Raw genomic sequence first — 15,311 nt, forward strand, 5'->3', positions numbered from 1 at the left:
GGGAGCAGGGGGAGACGTTCGCTAGCTCGCTTCTCGGGGAGCAGGGGGAGACGTTCGCTAGCTCGCTTCTCGGGGAGCAGGGTGGCACCCGAACACCATCTACAACAAGGAGTTCCGAATGAGCACGATCACCGCGGCGGGTACCGGCACCACCACGGGCGCCCGCGAACACGCCCGTGCGCAGGCCGGTGCCATCACCGACAGCATGCCGGTGGTGCCGCCATCGGCCTGGCCCAACCCGCCCGCCGACGTCCCGGCCACCTCGCTGACCTGGGCGGAGGCGGTGCCCGGTGGCCGCTACACCAGCAAGGTCCTGGCACGGGGGACCCGGTTGCGGCTCACCGATGTGGCCGGCGCGGCCTGCGCACATCTGCTGCTCTGGCGCGCCGACGCGCCGTGGGAGCGTCTCAACGTCGCCGACACCGTGAAGGTCCCGTGGCAGGCGTACCTGGGTGCGGGTCATCCGCTCCTCAGCGATCAGGGCCGCGTGCTGGCAACCGTGGTCGCCGACGATTCCGGTCACCACGACGCCCTGTGCGGTACCTCGACCCTCGCGGGCAACACCGCGAGATATGGAGCCGGGGAGGTGCATTCGGGTAGTCCGGCCGGACGTGAGCTGTTCACGCTCGCGGCCGCGAAGCACGGTCTGACACCTACGGATGTGGCGCCGTCGCTGTCGTTCTTCCACGGCGTCACCGTCGACGCCGACGGGACACTGCGCTCGACGGGCAGCGCGGGCCCCGGGCGTTCGGTCGATCTGATCCTGCATCTGCCGTGCACGGTCGCGATCGCCAACACCGCGCATCCGCTCGACCCGTCGCCGCATTTCGACACCACCTCGCTGGAAGTGCTGGCGTGGCAGGCGAAGAGCGATCTCGACACGCTGCTGGCCGAGGTCGCCGGCACCGACCCCGAGTACCAGCGCGCGGTCGCCAACTCCGAAGACGTCTGGGCCGCGGCTCATCACTGAGCCGACCCGCAGAGAGGACCACCCATCGTGACCGAGACAAACACCGCACTCATCACCGATTTCGCCTCGGCGCCGGCCGCCGAACTCGCTCTCGTCCCCGGCACCGTCGTCGACGACGCGCATGTGGGCGACCGGGCTCCGTGGTCGGGCGTCGTCGCCGCCGGCGACGTGCTGACCATCGTCGACCTGCACGGCAACCAGGCCGTCGACACTTTGTTCTACGCCGCCGCCGACACTGCCCAGCGGTATTCGGCCCAGGCGACGATCGCCGCGCAGGGCAACATCTTCCTCACCACCGGCAGCGTGATCCGTGACCACGACTCCACTCCGCTGATGACGATCGTGGCCGACGAGGTCGGCAACCACGACACCCTCGGCGGCGCCTGCTCGCAGGAGTCCAACACGCTGCGCTACGGCCACCACACCAAGCACCAGCACGCATGCGTCGAGAACTTCCTCATCGAGGGCAGCCGGCACGGCCTCGGCAAGGCCGACCTCGTCGGCAACGTCAACTTCTTCATGAACGTCCCCGTCGATCCCGACGGCTCGCTGGGGATCGTCGACGGGTTGTCCGCCCCCGGCAAGCGACTGGCGCTGCGCGCCGAGGTCGACACCCTGGTGCTCATCTCGAATTGCCCGCAGATCAACAACCCCTGCAACGGATTCGATCCGACGGCGGTGCGCGTCATCGTCACCCGGCCGTCCTGACATCCGTTCACCTCCACGCCCCCGGGCGTCACCTGACTCCGACGAGGATCCCATCATCATGTCTGCCACCACCACGGGCGCGGTGACCGTGTTGCGGTCCGGTCCGCTCACCACCATCCAGGACTGGCCCGGCCGGGTCGGGTTCTGGAAGGTCGGCGTACCCCCCTCCGGTCCCATGGACGACCTGTCCTTCCGGCTCGCCAACATCGCTGTCGGCAATCCGGGGACGGCAGCCGGTCTCGAGATCACGCTGATGGGGCCGGCCCTGCGGTTCGACCGGTCCGCGGTCGTGGCCGTCACCGGGGCGCCGGTCCCGGTGACGATCAACGGAACGGTTGCACCGCAATGGGTTCCGCTGACTCTCGAACCAGGTGACGTGCTCGACATCGGATCGATCGGCACCCTCGGCATGCGGGCGTATCTGGCGGTGGGGGGCGGGTTCGACGCCGCCGATCACCTCGGGAGCCGCTCCACCTTCACCATGGGCAAGTTCGGCGGGCTCGACGGGCGGGCACTGGTGGCCGGCGACGATCTCGCGTTGCTGGGTGCGCCGGTCGGCGCGCCCCGGCGCATCCTGTCCGACGAGCAGCCGGCGTTCACCAACAGCTGGCAACTGGCGGTGACCGTCGGGCCCCACGGCGCCCCGGAGTTCTTCACCGAGGACGACATCGCCGATCTGTTCGCGACCGACTACGAGGTGCACTTCAACTCCGACCGGACCGGTATCCGGCTGATCGGCCCCAAACCCCGGTGGGCGCGCGACGACGGTGGCGAGGCCGGTCTGCACCCGTCGAACATCCACGACACCGCGTACTCGGTCGGCGCCCTCGACTTCACCGGGGACACGCCGATCCTGCTCGGCCCGGACGGCCCGAGTCTCGGTGGATTCGTGTGCCCGGTGACGGTCACGACCGCGCAGCGCTGGAAACTCGGCCAGCTGAAGCCGGGTGACACGATCCGGTTCGTCGCGGTGCGCGGTGACCGTGCGGCCTCGCCCGCCGAGGTCGGGCTGGGCCGGCGGGCGTGCTTCGTCGACGTCCTGTCGTCGGGCGGCGACGCCGACAACGGAATCCTGGGCACCACGACGACCGCCGACGGGTCGACCACCGTCACCTATCGCCGGTCCGGCGACGACAACGTGCTCGTCGAGTACGGCGAGATGCACCTCGACCTGGCCCTGCGGGCCCGGGTGCATGCGCTGGCCGAGCGGATTGCCGCCGAGAAGCCGCGCGGGCTGGTCGATCTCACGCCGGGAATCCGCTCCCTGCAGGTGAAGGCGGACCCGGACGTGTGGTCGCAGGCGCAGATGCTGGAGTGGCTGACCGAATGCGAGAGCCAACTGCCGGCCGCCGAAGACCTCGTGGTGCCGAGCCGCACGGTGCACCTGCCGCTCTCATGGGACGACCCGGCCACTCGCGAGGCAATCGAACGGTACATGCTCGGCGTGCGGTCCGACGCCCCGTGGTGTCCGTGGAACATCGAGTTCATCCGCCGGATGAACGGCCTGGACTCCGTCGACGACGTGTACCGAACCGTCTTCGACGCCAGTTACCTCGTCCTCGGCCTCGGCGACGTCTATCTTGGTGCGCCGGTGGCCGTTCCGCTGGATCCACGCCACCGCCTGGTCACGACCAAGTACAACCCCGCCCGCACCTGGACCCCGGAGAACGCGGTGGGTATCGGCGGCGCTTACCTGTGCATCTACGGCATGGAGGGCCCGGGCGGTTATCAGTTCGTCGGACGGACAACCCAGGTGTGGAATCACCGGCATCCGTTGCCGGCCCCGGGTTTCGATCCCGAACACCCGTGGCTCCTGCGGTTCTTCGATCGAATCCACTGGTATCCGGTCAGCGCCGAAGAGCTCCTGGACATGCGGGCCGACGTCGCCGCCGGGCGCGGCGACAGCACGAAGATCGTCGACGGTGAGTTCTCGCTGGCCGCGCACCAGCGCTTCCTCGACGAGCACGCCGGCGACATCGCGGCTCGCCGGGAGACGATGGAGATCGCCCGCGCCGAGGAGCGCGAGAGATGGTCGTTACAAGGTGAATTCGCTGCGCGAGCGGCCGGTGTGAGCGTGGCCGACGGCGGAGCGTCGAAGAGTGCGGACGACGAGGAGCGGGTGGCATGAGCAGGATCGACGAGGTGTACGCGCGGATCGCCGAGGCGGATCGTCCGGAGGTGTTCATCACGCTCCGGCCCGAGGCCGAGGTGCGTGCCGAATACGAGCGGTCCGTCGCGACCGGCGGCCCGCTGGCGGGCATTCTCCTCGCGGTCAAGGACAACGTCGACGTCGGCGGTCTGCCGACCACCGCCGGGTGTCCCGGTTTCGCTTTCACCCCCGAGGCCGATGCGCCCGCGGTCGCCGCCCTGCGTGCGGCCGGCGCGGTGGTGCTGGGCAAGACCAACCTCGACCAGTTCGCGACCGGACTGGTGGGAACGCGAAGCCCCTATGGTGCGGTGCGGGATTCCCGACGCCCCGACCGCATCTCGGGTGGATCGAGCTCGGGGTCGGCGGTGGCGGTCGCCCTCGGATTCGCCGACATCGCCATCGGGACCGACACCGCCGGGTCGGGTCGGGTGCCGGCGGGCCTGCAGGGCATCGTCGGTGTCAAGCCGACCCTCGGTGTCGTCTCCACCGACGGAGTCGTACCCGCCTGTCGGAGCTACGATGTCCTCACGATCTTCGCCGCCGACCTCGCGCTGGCGGACCGATCGGTTGCGGTGATGGCGAAAGCCGCTGGGACACGCCCCTTCCCGAAGTCCGTGCCCTACGCCGCGCCCGAACGCCCGGTCGTCGCCGTGCCCACCGAGCTGCCCGGTCTGGACGACAGGTGGCGCGCCGCGTTCGACGACGCGGTGCATCGTGCCGAGGCGGCGGGGCTCATGATCAAGACCGTCGACCTGTCGCCGTTCCTCGAGGCCGCCCGGCTCCTCTACGACGACGCGCTCGTCGCCGAGCGATACGAGGCGGTGGGGGAGTACCTCGATTCCGTTGCCGATCCCGGCGCCGCCGGCCTCGATCCGACGGTGTCGGCCATCATCGGTGCGGCGGACCGTTTCTCGGCGGTCGACCTGTTGCGCGCCCGTCGTCGGCTTGCGGACCTTCGTGCGGCGGCGATGGACCAGTGGGGCGATGCGACGGTCCTGATGGTCCCGACCGCGCCGGCGCACCCGACGCTCGCCGAGGTGGCCGCCGATCCGGTGGGCGTGAACTCGCGGATGGGCACGTACACCAACTTCTGCAACCTCTTCGACCTCTGCGGACTCGCGGTGCCGGCCGGGACGGTCGTCGAAGACGACGGCAGCACAGCACAGTTCGGCGTCACGTTCCTGGGCGTCGCGCATGCCGACGCCGTGCTCGTCGACGTGGCACGTCGCTTCGTCGGTGACGACTCGGTGGCGTCCTCCTGGGCGGAGCCCGACGATGCGATCGAACTCGCGGTCTTCGGGGCGCACATGCGGGGTGGGCCTCTGACGCACGAGCTGAGCGAACGGGGTGCCCGGTGGGCCGGCGAGGTCACCACGACCCCGTCGTACCGTCTGGTCGCACTTGACACGACCCCGCCCAAACCGGGACTGATCCGCGATCCCGAGGCCGGCCGTGCGATTCGCGGCGAGGTGTGGACGCTCGCCCCGTCGGCGCTGGGGGAGTTCCTGGCCGCCCTGCCCGAGCCGATGATGCTGGGCAAGGTCGAGATCGCCGCGGGAGAGAGCGGTCCCGCCCGCTGGGTCGTGGGATTCGGGTGCGCCGCCGACGCCGGTGCCACCGGTCAGGGTCTCGATCGCGACCGCTGGTAGGAGTGGGACGTCTGACCAGAACCGCCGATTCGTGCCATTTCCTCCGATCGACCATCTGTTCACCGAGCGTGGTGATTCACTTGCTCAGCTCGGGCGGTCGGGGAGAAGAGGGTGGGACGGATGACCAGGTTGGGGCGCAGCGGACTTCAGCGATCGGAGAAGGTCGCTCGACGCGAGAACCGGAAGCAGCGGCGGCAGCATCGTGCGATCGCGGGGGCGGCCGCGTTGGCGACCGTAGCCGCGATCGGAGCGGGGCAGGTCGCGGAGCCGACGGTGGCCGAGGCCGCGGTGATACCACCGGCGATCGGCGAACTCGACGACTGGCTGAACGGTTTCAACAGCGGAAACCCGCTCGGCAGTCTGATCTCCGAGATCGGGAACGGCGCGCTCGCCGACATCGCGGAGCAGTGGCGCATCCAGAGCTGTATGTCGGGCGGCGTCCGGGACGGGGCCGACTGCTCTCAGTCGAGCACCGAGCTCGGCGGCATCGGACTCGCCGTCGTCCTGCCCGACCGCATCGAGGTGGTGCCGGTCGCGATCTACGATCCGGTCAAGCAGGTGTTCGACACCGTGTCCGGTTCGGTCCTCGGCGACATCCTCCGCTTTCTCGGCATCGACCTGCCGCCGACGATGACCGACGGCCCCGCCACCGAGGGCTCGGCGACGGTCGGCGGGAACGGTTTCCAGTTCGCGCTCGCATACCGCGGCGGCGACGCGACTGCGACATCGTATCTGCCGCTGAGCATCGCGACCGCGGGGGCGAGTGACGGACGGACGGCGAGGTCGTTCGCGCTGATCGGGATGGCACACGCGTGGAACACCGGGCCGCTCGACGTCACGGTCCTCGGCGAGACGATCACGACGATCCCCGGCGTCAAGGGTGTGGGTTGCTATGGCGGCCTCACCGGTGCCTATGCCGACGGCGTCGGAGCCTGCGCGAACGTGCTGGGCACCTTCGACTTCCGGTGGCAGCAACCGAACGGCGAACTACAGTTCGCGCTCACTGACCCGACAGCGCTGATCGCCGATCCGGGAGGGGTTCTCGGCGGACTCGGCGCCGACGTTCTCGAGGGTCTGCTCGCCGGCGTCCTGAGTGGCTCCGGAATCGACTTCGACGGCGACTGGATGTCGCTTTCCAAGGACTTCGCCCGCCTGAGCATCGGGGGTGATTACGACCTGTTCAGCGGGAACTTCCTTCGGCTGACGAGCGATTACGGATTCACGGCTCCGATCACCGTCGACTGGCTGGGTTCGACCGTCACCTTCCGGCCGCTGGTCGAGGTCAACGGCGAGCTCCGGCCGAATCGACTGGGCCTGCCGGTCATCGAGTTCGGGCAACTCGACACCGGCGAGCTCGTCCCCGTGATCCGCATCCCGAGTTACGAGTTCCCGTTCGGTCTGCCCGCCACCGATCCAATAGACACCGGCGCGTCGAACACTGTGGCGCGCACGAGCATGTCGGTCGTCGACACATCGGCGGATTCGGCCGCCACCGACGATGAGACCGACGAGGCCGATAGCTACGTCGGCAAGCACCGCTCGGCGGAGAACTCCTACGTCGGCAAGCACCGGGCGCCGGCGGCCTCCGAAGAGGGTGGCGTCGGGAACTCGGATGCCGGAGACTCCGACGCGCCCGAGCCCGGCGGCTCGGACTCCGACACCTCGGATCCTGACACTTCGGATTCCGACGGAGCCGGTTCCGACGCCGCGGACTCCGACGCCGCTGATCCCGACACCTCTGATTCCGATGGCAACGACTCCGGTAGCGACTCGGACTCGAGCGCCGATTCCGATTCCGGCAGTGATTTCGGAGATGCCGCGGCCTGATCCGTTCTCGACCGACAGACTTCGACTCGACTGACAGACCTCGATCGAAGTCCATCGGTCGAGTCGAGGTCTGCCGGTCGCGGGCCCCGGGCCTGTCGCGACGCGCGGCTACCCTGGGCACACGACCCCGGGCCGTTCACGGACCGATCCGGGTGCAACCGACCAGGGAGGGCATCATGGCCATCGATCGGGACAAGAGCAGAGCGGTGTCGGAGGTCGTGCGTCAGCACCCGGCGATGAGCCTGGTCGCGGTGTCACCGGGCATCGCGGTGTTCGTGACGTTGCTGCTGCTCGACCAGACCTTCCTGGCGATCCTGTTCCTCGTCCTGGCCGTCGGCGGGGGCGCATACCTGCTGACGCGCAAGCGCTGACGGTGTCGCCTGTTCAGCACCCGCGGCGGGCTGGGCGACCCCGCTACAGTGGTGCCCAACGAGCACCCGGCAGGGTCGAGGAGAGCGGTGAAGGGAGTCGGCGTCGTGGGCACTGAACCGGGTCGGGGCGCCTGCGCCGGATGGACTCCCGGGTTGCGGACGAGTCGGCTGGGCGGCTGACCATGTCCACCCGCGTCGATGCCTACATCTGGGCCATCCGTCTGACCAAGACCCGATCGGCGGCGGGCGCCGCATGTCGGGGCGGGCACGTCCGCGTGAACGGGGTGACCGCCAAACCGGCCCAGCCGGTGGTGCCGGGTGACGAGGTCCGCGTACGGCTCGCCGGACGCGAGCGCATCGTCGAGGTCACCCGGACGATCAGTAAGCGGGTGTCGGCGCCGATGGCCGCCGAGTGCTTCATCGACCGGTCTCCGCCGCCGCCGCCGAAGGAGATCCTCGCGAGTCAGCCGCGCCGCGACCGCGGTGCCGGTCGGCCGACGAAACGTGAACGGCGTCAACTGGATCGGCTGCGCGACGGCACCTTGCTCATCGCGGTACTGGCAGCGATCACGCTTCTCGTCGGCGCCTGCTCGGACGACGAGCCGACGTCGGATCCAAACACTCCGAACACGCCCGAGGCGCCCGCCCAGGCCGGTTCCGGACCGTTCTTCGGCGAATGCGGCGGTGTGTCCCTCGAGGAGGTGGTCCGCATCACCGGGTTCGGTGGACTCACCGAGACCGTGAACAACACCTCGGTGTGCGAATGGGACACGACCGGTTCGAGGACGGGTGCCGTCGCCTCGTTCAACTGGTATCGCGGATCGCCGATCGGTCGTGAGGAGGCGAACGTGAAGTTGTCGCGCGACGTCACCAACAGACTCGAGATCGACGGCCACGAGGGATTCATCGGTTACACGCAATCAGGTCAGATCTGTGAGGTCGGCATCGGTTTCGGCGCGGACTTCTTCGAATGGTCGATCCGCGGCGACGCGGCGACACCACGGCCGATCGAAGAGATCTGTGACGCCGCACGCGAGCTGGCGACGCTGTCGATAGAGCGTGCGTCGTGAAGCGCGCCCTCATCGTGATCGCCGCGGTGCTGCTGGGACTGACCGCCCTGGCCGGGTGTGCGCGCACCGTCGACGGTGAGGCGGTGCCGTTGGGGGCCGCGGACCAGTCCGGCAGCAGCGACATCGACACCGACCAGTTCGACCGGCTCTTGCTCGAATGCGATGTGCTACCCGACGCGATGATCGCCGATGTCGTCGCCGGCGGCGGGTTCGCCGAACGGTCGTTCAGCGGGGCCATCTGCCGATGGCTGGTCTCCGGCACCACCGACGTGGTGAGTGTGACGTTCAACTGGTTCGAGTGGGGCAACGTCAACGTGGAGAAGGAGACGGCCAAGAAGCTCGGTTTCCAGACCGAGAACATCAAGGTCGCCAGCCAGTCGGCGTTCACCCAGCGCAGTCCCGACCGGCCGGGCGTCTGCGGTGTGACCGCCCGCGCGCCGAGCCGCGGCATCTTCACCTGGTTCGTCGAACCTCGCGGCGCGCCCCAGGGCGATCCGTGCGCGGCGCCGATCAAGCTGATGGAGTTGCTGCTCCAGGGCGGTCAGTAGAAGTTGCTCACCCCGGGAGCGGCCCGACGACGACGCTGGCCGCGACCACGAGTTCGTCGCCGGTGCCCGGCATCATCAACCACACGGTGAGCCGGTCGTCCTCGCGCACCCGGCGCAGGACCAGCCGCGTGCCCGGCACGATGGGCCGCAGGTACTCGATGACCACCCGGTGCGGAGCGTCGACCAGGTCGGGATGCTCGACGAGTTCGTCCTCGATCGCCTCGAGGTAGGCGGCATTGTTGAGGTGCTTGAACGGGTCGAAGTCGGTGATCCGGAGAACGTGTTCACGGTCGGGGAAGTCGATGTCGGCGGCGTCGGGGGCCTTCTCGGGGTTCATCGACCGCCAGCGAAGGCGGTGCTCGTCGGTCATCGCCGACAGCATCGCGAAGGCGTCGTCGGACAGGCGTGACGGCACGCCCTGCTCGTTGACGTTGATCCAGAACGCCTCGGTCTCGATCAGGCCCGCGGGACGCGGTCGGGGGTTGAACCGGTTTGTCTCGTGCTCGGCGGTGAGGCGCACGCGCATGTTGGTCCAGCGCGTCGACAGGGCACCGCACCAGCGCTGCGCGGTCACCGTACCCGGCCAGGTGATGGGCTCGATGACATCGATGATGGTCCGCCGAACGATCCAGAACGGGTCGGTCGCGCTGAACTCGGTTGCCTCGAGGTTGTCGTTGGCGACGTCCTGCAGGTAGCGGGCCACCGCATCGAGGCGCACACGCATGTCCTGATCGACGTCGCCGGTGCGGACGCGATAGCCCACCTCGTAGAACTGGGCACCAGGCTTGCGATCCGGGAGTGATGCAACCGACACTGCTGGCGTAACCTGGCTCACTCGAGTCCCTCCGATAGGTCGCCGGTATCTTTGCGGCTAAGATACATTCAATCGGAAAAATAGAACACGTTCTACGTGTCGGATCACGAGGAAACAGCAGATGGCGCATGTGATTACCCGCCCATGTTGCAACGATGCCAGTTGCGTCAGCGTGTGTCCGGTGAACTGCATCCACCCCACGCCCGACGAGCCGGAGTTCCTCACGGCGGAGGCCCTCTACATCGATCCGGAGACCTGCATCGATTGCGGCGCCTGCATCGACGAGTGCCCGGTGGAGGCGATCATCCCCGACGATCAGCTGGACGAGCGTGACGAGCCGTACCTCCAGATCAACGCGGACTACTACAAGGACCACGACGTCGAGGGCGGCCTCGTGCCACCGCGCAAGGCACCCAAGCTGCCCGAGAAGGAACTGCACGTGGCCATCGTGGGTGCCGGGCCGGCGGCCTTCTACGCCGCCGAGGAGCTCGTCCGCAAACCGGCCATCAAGGTCGACATGTTCGATCGGCTGCCGACGCCCTACGGACTCGTGCGCGCCGGAGTCGCACCGGACCACAGCGCCACCAAGGGCGTGGAGAAGACCTTCGCCTCGGTCGCGGCGAAGAAGAACTTCAGCTACTACCTCAATGTCGAGGTCGGCAAGCACATCAGCCACGACGAGCTGGTCGCCCGCTACCACGCGGTGATCTACGCGGTCGGCGCCGCGACCGACAAGCGGCTGGGCATCGAAGGCGAGGATCTGCGCAATTCGGTCGCCGCGACCCAGTTCGTCGCCTGGTACAACGGTCACCCGGACTTCGCCGACCTCGACGTCGATCTGTCGGGTGAGCGGGCCGTCGTGGTCGGCAACGGCAACGTGGCACTCGACGTCGCGCGCATCCTCGTCACCGACCCCGACGAACTCGCCAAGACCGACATCGCCGACCACGCCCTCGCGAAGCTGCGTGAATCCAACATCTCCGAGGTGGTGCTCCTGGGTCGCCGTGGCGTGGCCCAGGCGGCATACACCAACAGCGAGTTCCTGGCACTCGGTGACGTCGAAGGTGTCGACGTCGTCATCGACCCCGACGAGCTGGTCCTCGACCCGGCCTCGGAGGCGGCGCAGTCCGACGACACGCTCGACTCGACGATCGCCACCAAGGTGCGTCTCGCCCGAGAATTCGCCGAGCGTCCGCAGACGCCGGGCAACAAGCGCATCGTGTTCCGGTTCCTCACGTCTCCCGTCGAAATTGCCGGTGACGGTGAAGTGGCTACGCTTACGTGCGTGCGCAACGCCTACGCCGACGCGACCGGGACAGTCGCGGTGACACCCACCGAGGATCGGTTCGACCTCGAGACCGGACTGGTCCTGCGGGCCATCGGTTACCGGGGCGTGCCGGTCACCGACCTACCGTTCGACGAGGGGCACGGCGTCGTCCCCAACACCGAGGGGCGGGTCCAGACCGCGGCCGACGGCGATGTGATGCCCGGCCTGTACGTCACGGGTTGGATCAAGCGAGGAGCGACAGGGGGTATCGGCATGAACCGCATCTGCGGTCAGGAGACCGCGCAGGCGGTCATCGCGGACTTCGTCGCCGCCGCGTTCGACGACCCCTCGACCTCGCGGGACGACGTCGCCGCTCTCGTGGCCGACCGCGGCGCCAACCGCATCGACCTCACGGGCTGGAAGGCGATCGACGCCGCCGAGAAGTCCGCGGGCAGGGCCACCGGCCGGGTCCGCACGAAGTTCGTCAGCATCTCCGAGTTCGAGGCGGCTGCCACCGCCGGGGCGCAGTGACCGTGCGCATCGCACTGCTCTCGTACCGAAGCAAGCCGCACTGCGGTGGCCAGGGCGTCTACGTCCGCCACCTCTCCCGGGAACTGGCACTGCTGGGGCACAGCGTCGAGATCTTCTCGGGGCAGCCCTACCCCGAACTGGACCAGGTGGCCATCGACGCCGGGGTCACCGTCACCAAGGTGCCGAGCCTCGGTCTCTACGACGAGCCGGACCCGTTCCGGACGCCTCGTCCGGGCGAGTACCGCGATTGGATCGACGTGCTCGAGGTCGGCTCGATGTGGACGGCGAGCTTCGGCGAACCGCTCACGTTCAGCCTCCGGGTGGCGCGCCTTCTCAAAGAGCGACGCGACGACTTCGACATCGTGCACGACAACCAGTGCCTCGGTTATGGACTGCTCGACATCCAGAAGGCCGGGTTCCCGCTGATCGCGACGATCCACCACCCCATCACCCGCGACCGCACATTGGCGGTGAAGGCGGCCAAGGGGTGGCGCAAGATCAGTGCCTGGCGGTGGCATTCGTTCCTGCGCATGCAGGGGCGCGTCTCACGCCGTATCCCCGAGCTGCTCACCGTTTCCCGCAGCAGCGAGGTCGACATCCGCAAGGCCTTCGACATCCCGTCGGGTCGGATCACCACCATCCCGCTGGGGGTGGACACCGAGATCTTCACGCCGGCCGCCACGCGCGTTCCCGGACGTATCGTGTGTGTCGCCAGTGCCGACGCGCCGCTGAAGGGTGTCTCATACCTGCTCGAGGCGGTCGCGAAGCTGTCCTCCGAGCGGGATGTCGAATTGGTACTGGTGTCCAAGTTGGACCCGAACGGTCCGTCCGCCAAAATGATCGAGGATCTGGCGATCGGCGATCGCGTCTCGGTGGTGTCCGGCCTCGAGGACTCCGAGATCGCCGGCCTGCTCGCCTCCGCCGAGGTGGCGTGTGTGCCCTCGTTGTACGAGGGGTTCTCGCTGCCGGCGGTCGAGGCCATGAGTTGCGGTACGCCGCTGGTGGCAACCCGGGCCGGTGCGATCCCCGAGGTCGTCGGCACCGCCGAGGAGGCAGCGTTGCTGGTGCCGCCGCGGGATTCCGGACGTCTGGCGCAGGCGATCGGCCGGCTCCTGGACGATGCCGATCTGCGGACGCGTCTCGGCGACGGTGGTCGTCGACGCGCCGAGGAGAACTACAGCTGGGCAGCGGTGGCCGCGAAGACTGCGGCTCACTACGAAACCGTGCTCGCCGGACATCGGCGGGCAACAGAAGGGACATCGAGTGCTCACAGTTGATTTCGACCGGCTTGGCGTTGGACCGGGCACCAAGGCGATCGACATCGGGGCGGGGCAGGGTAGGCACTCGTTCGAGATGTTCCGTCGTGGCGCGGAGGTCATCGCCTTCGACATGTCCGAGAGCGACATGTCCGACGTCGGTGAGATGTTCGACGCCATGATGGCCGAGGGTCACGTGCCCGCGTCGGCCAAGGCGCGCGCAGAGGTCGGGGATGCGCTTCGACTCCCGTACGCGGACAACAGTTTCGACGTCGTCCTGATGAGCGAGATCCTCGAGCACATTCCGACCGACGAGGGCGCGATCAGTGAGATGGTGCGCGTGCTGAAGCCGGGTGGCGTCGCCGCGGTCACCGTGCCCCGGTACTGGCCGGAGAAGGTGTGCTGGGCCCTGTCGGACGAGTACCACGAGGTCGAGGGCGGACACGTCCGCATCTACAAGGCCTCCGAGCTCGCGGGCAAGTTGCAGCGAGCCGGACTCGAGGTCACCGGCACCGACCACGCCCATGCCCTGCATGCCCCGTACTGGTGGCTGAAATGCGCTGTGGGAGTCGAGAACAACGACAATGTCCTGGTGAAGGGCTACCACCAGCTGCTGGTCTGGGACATGATGAGCAAGCCGTGGCTGACCCGCGTCGGCGAGCAGGTGCTCAACCCGCTCATCGGCAAGTCGGTGGCCCTGTACCTGCGCAAGCCCGAGACCGCCACCGCGTCTTCATGACGGGGTCCTCCAGGACGGGAGCCCCATGACGGCCGTCCCGGCGATCCCCGGTGTGGTCACGGCCGAGCAGATGCGGGCCACCGGTGCCGCGATCGTCGGCATGCAGGAGGCCGACGGTGCGTTGCCGTGGTTCCCGGGCGGGCAGACCGACCCGTGGGACCACATCGAATCGGCGATGGCGTTGTCCGTGACCGGGTTTCACTCCGAGGCAGAGGCGGCTTACGAGTGGTCGCGGCGTAAACAGCGCGACGACGGGTCGTGGCCGATCCGCACCGTCGTCGGCAAGGTGGAGGACGCCGGCACAGACAGCAATTTCTGCGCCTACATCGCGGTCGGGGTCTGGCATCACTATCTGATCACCGGTGACGACGCCTTCTTGCAGAAGATGTGGCCGGTGGTCTGGTCGGCGATCGACTGCGTGCTGCGCTTCCAGCGTGAGGACGGTGCGTTCCGCTGGGGCGGCGACCACCGGACCGGAGCGATGTTCGGTGAAGCGCTGATCACCGGGAACGCCAGCATCTTCCAAGCGCTGGACTGCGCGATCCGGATCGCCGGTGAGATGGATCAGCCCGACGCCGACTGGATCGCGGCGCACAGTGTGCTCGGCGACGCGATCCGTGCCGACGTCACGCGTGACGAGTGGCAGACCTTCACCCCGCCGTCCGAACACTCCATGGACTGGTACTACCCGATCCTCGGCGGCGCGGTCCGCGGACGCGACGGGCAGGAACTCATCGCGCGGCGATGGGAACAGTTCGTGGTGCCCGGCAAGGGTGTTCGCTGCGTCGACCATCGTCCCTGGGTCACCGGCGCCGAGACCTGTGAGCTGGCACTGGCACTCGATGCCCTCGGTGACACCGCCGATGCCATCGAGCTCATCGCGTCGATCCAGCACCTGCGCGACCCGGACGGATCGTATTGGACCGGACTGGTTTTCGCCGACGGCAAACGCTGGCCCGTAGAGAAGAGCTGCTGGACCTCGGCGGCTGTGATCCTGGCGGCCGATGCGGTGAGCCGCACCAGCGTGGCCAACGGGATCTTCCGGGACGTCCGCCAGCGGCTCGTCGCACCGACTCCCTGAGCCGACTGCGGAGGGCGCGGCCATCCCTGTTCCCTAATCCGGAAGAACCGCATAACCGCTGGTTTGTGGGGTGCGAGCGACGCCCTCCCTCTGCTCCCTGAGGTGTGAGGAGCGATGGCGACGAGCCACGAAGGGTAGGCGACATCATCTCGCCAGGACCCTTCGTGACGCGCCCTCCGCAAGCTCCGGGCGCTCCTCAGGGAGCAGGGGTTGACGCGCCCTCCGCAGCTCCGGGCGCTCCTAGTAATAGCTGGAAGGGCTGGTAACTGGGACATCCTCCTGATGTGGTCATAAGGGGCTTGGTTATCCCAACCACAAAAGGAGGATGTCA

13 protein-coding genes are annotated in these 15,311 nt (G+C 68.3%); 12 read left to right on the forward strand and 1 reads right to left on the reverse strand.

Annotated features, from left to right (window positions below):
* Nucleotides 1-118 precede the first annotated feature (118 nt).
* The 8 genes from ACFUEJ_RS05340 (at nucleotide 119) to ACFUEJ_RS05375 (ending at nucleotide 9,292) form a co-directional block, all read left to right on the forward strand.
* Nucleotides 119-970, forward strand: a complete 852-nt coding sequence (locus ACFUEJ_RS05340) for an urea amidolyase associated protein UAAP1 (protein ID WP_137810302.1) — start codon at nucleotides 119-121, stop codon at nucleotides 968-970.
* Nucleotides 971-997: 27 nt separating this feature from the next.
* Nucleotides 998-1,678 carry an urea amidolyase associated protein UAAP2 gene (locus ACFUEJ_RS05345; protein WP_068971122.1) on the forward strand — a complete coding sequence of 227 codons (681 nt, stop codon included), beginning with the start codon at nucleotides 998-1,000 and terminating at the stop codon, nucleotides 1,676-1,678.
* 58 nt (nucleotides 1,679-1,736) lie between these two features.
* On the forward strand, nucleotides 1,737-3,806 hold the full coding sequence (locus ACFUEJ_RS05350; protein WP_388027949.1) for a 5-oxoprolinase/urea amidolyase family protein: 2,070 nt from the start codon (nucleotides 1,737-1,739) through the stop codon (nucleotides 3,804-3,806).
* Nucleotides 3,803-5,476 (forward strand): allophanate hydrolase, encoded by a 1,674-nt coding sequence (gene atzF, locus ACFUEJ_RS05355; protein WP_205334106.1) that lies wholly within the window; start codon nucleotides 3,803-3,805, stop codon nucleotides 5,474-5,476. The genes ACFUEJ_RS05350 and atzF overlap by 4 nt, the downstream gene beginning before the upstream one ends.
* A 120-nt stretch (nucleotides 5,477-5,596) precedes the next feature.
* A complete protein-coding gene (locus tag ACFUEJ_RS05360) occupies nucleotides 5,597-7,303 on the forward strand; it encodes a hypothetical protein (RefSeq protein ID WP_388027952.1) in 1,707 nt (568 codons plus the stop codon).
* 176 nt (nucleotides 7,304-7,479) lie between these two features.
* Nucleotides 7,480-7,674, forward strand: coding sequence for a hypothetical protein (locus ACFUEJ_RS05365; RefSeq protein WP_058252431.1), 195 nt, complete (start codon nucleotides 7,480-7,482; stop codon nucleotides 7,672-7,674).
* A gap of 182 nt (nucleotides 7,675-7,856) precedes the next feature.
* On the forward strand, nucleotides 7,857-8,744 hold the full coding sequence (locus ACFUEJ_RS05370) for a DUF3558 family protein (protein ID WP_068971125.1): 888 nt from the start codon (nucleotides 7,857-7,859) through the stop codon (nucleotides 8,742-8,744).
* On the forward strand, nucleotides 8,741-9,292 hold the full coding sequence (locus ACFUEJ_RS05375) for a DUF3558 domain-containing protein (RefSeq protein ID WP_137810297.1): 552 nt from the start codon (nucleotides 8,741-8,743) through the stop codon (nucleotides 9,290-9,292). Before ACFUEJ_RS05370 ends, ACFUEJ_RS05375 begins: the two co-directional genes overlap by 4 nt.
* Before the next feature lie 7 nt (nucleotides 9,293-9,299).
* Here the strand turns inward: ACFUEJ_RS05375 and ACFUEJ_RS05380 are convergent, their stop codons facing one another.
* Nucleotides 9,300-10,127 carry an acyl-[acyl-carrier-protein] thioesterase gene (locus ACFUEJ_RS05380; RefSeq protein ID WP_068971118.1) on the reverse strand — a complete coding sequence of 276 codons (828 nt, stop codon included), beginning with the start codon at nucleotides 10,125-10,127 and terminating at the stop codon, nucleotides 9,300-9,302.
* Between the two features lie 100 nt (nucleotides 10,128-10,227).
* Between ACFUEJ_RS05380 and ACFUEJ_RS05385 the strand changes: the two genes are divergently transcribed.
* The 4 genes from ACFUEJ_RS05385 to ACFUEJ_RS05400 are packed head-to-tail and all read left to right on the forward strand — an operon-like array spanning nucleotide 10,228 to nucleotide 14,980.
* Nucleotides 10,228-11,904, forward strand: coding sequence for an FAD-dependent oxidoreductase (locus ACFUEJ_RS05385; RefSeq protein ID WP_388027957.1), 1,677 nt, complete (start codon nucleotides 10,228-10,230; stop codon nucleotides 11,902-11,904).
* Between the two features lie 2 nt (nucleotides 11,905-11,906).
* Nucleotides 11,907-13,181, forward strand: a complete 1,275-nt coding sequence (locus tag ACFUEJ_RS05390; RefSeq protein ID WP_068971124.1) for a glycosyltransferase family 4 protein — start codon at nucleotides 11,907-11,909, stop codon at nucleotides 13,179-13,181.
* Nucleotides 13,168-13,899, forward strand: coding sequence for a class I SAM-dependent methyltransferase (locus ACFUEJ_RS05395; protein WP_058252426.1), 732 nt, complete (start codon nucleotides 13,168-13,170; stop codon nucleotides 13,897-13,899). The genes ACFUEJ_RS05390 and ACFUEJ_RS05395 overlap by 14 nt, the downstream gene beginning before the upstream one ends.
* A 25-nt stretch (nucleotides 13,900-13,924) precedes the next feature.
* Nucleotides 13,925-14,980 (forward strand): prenyltransferase, encoded by a 1,056-nt coding sequence (locus ACFUEJ_RS05400; protein WP_068971116.1) that lies wholly within the window; start codon nucleotides 13,925-13,927, stop codon nucleotides 14,978-14,980.
* The last annotated feature ends 331 nt before the right edge of the window (nucleotides 14,981-15,311 follow it).

The organism is Gordonia sp. NPDC057258 (genome assembly GCF_042668985.1).
Classification (GTDB): domain Bacteria; phylum Actinomycetota; class Actinomycetes; order Mycobacteriales; family Mycobacteriaceae; genus Gordonia; species Gordonia hongkongensis.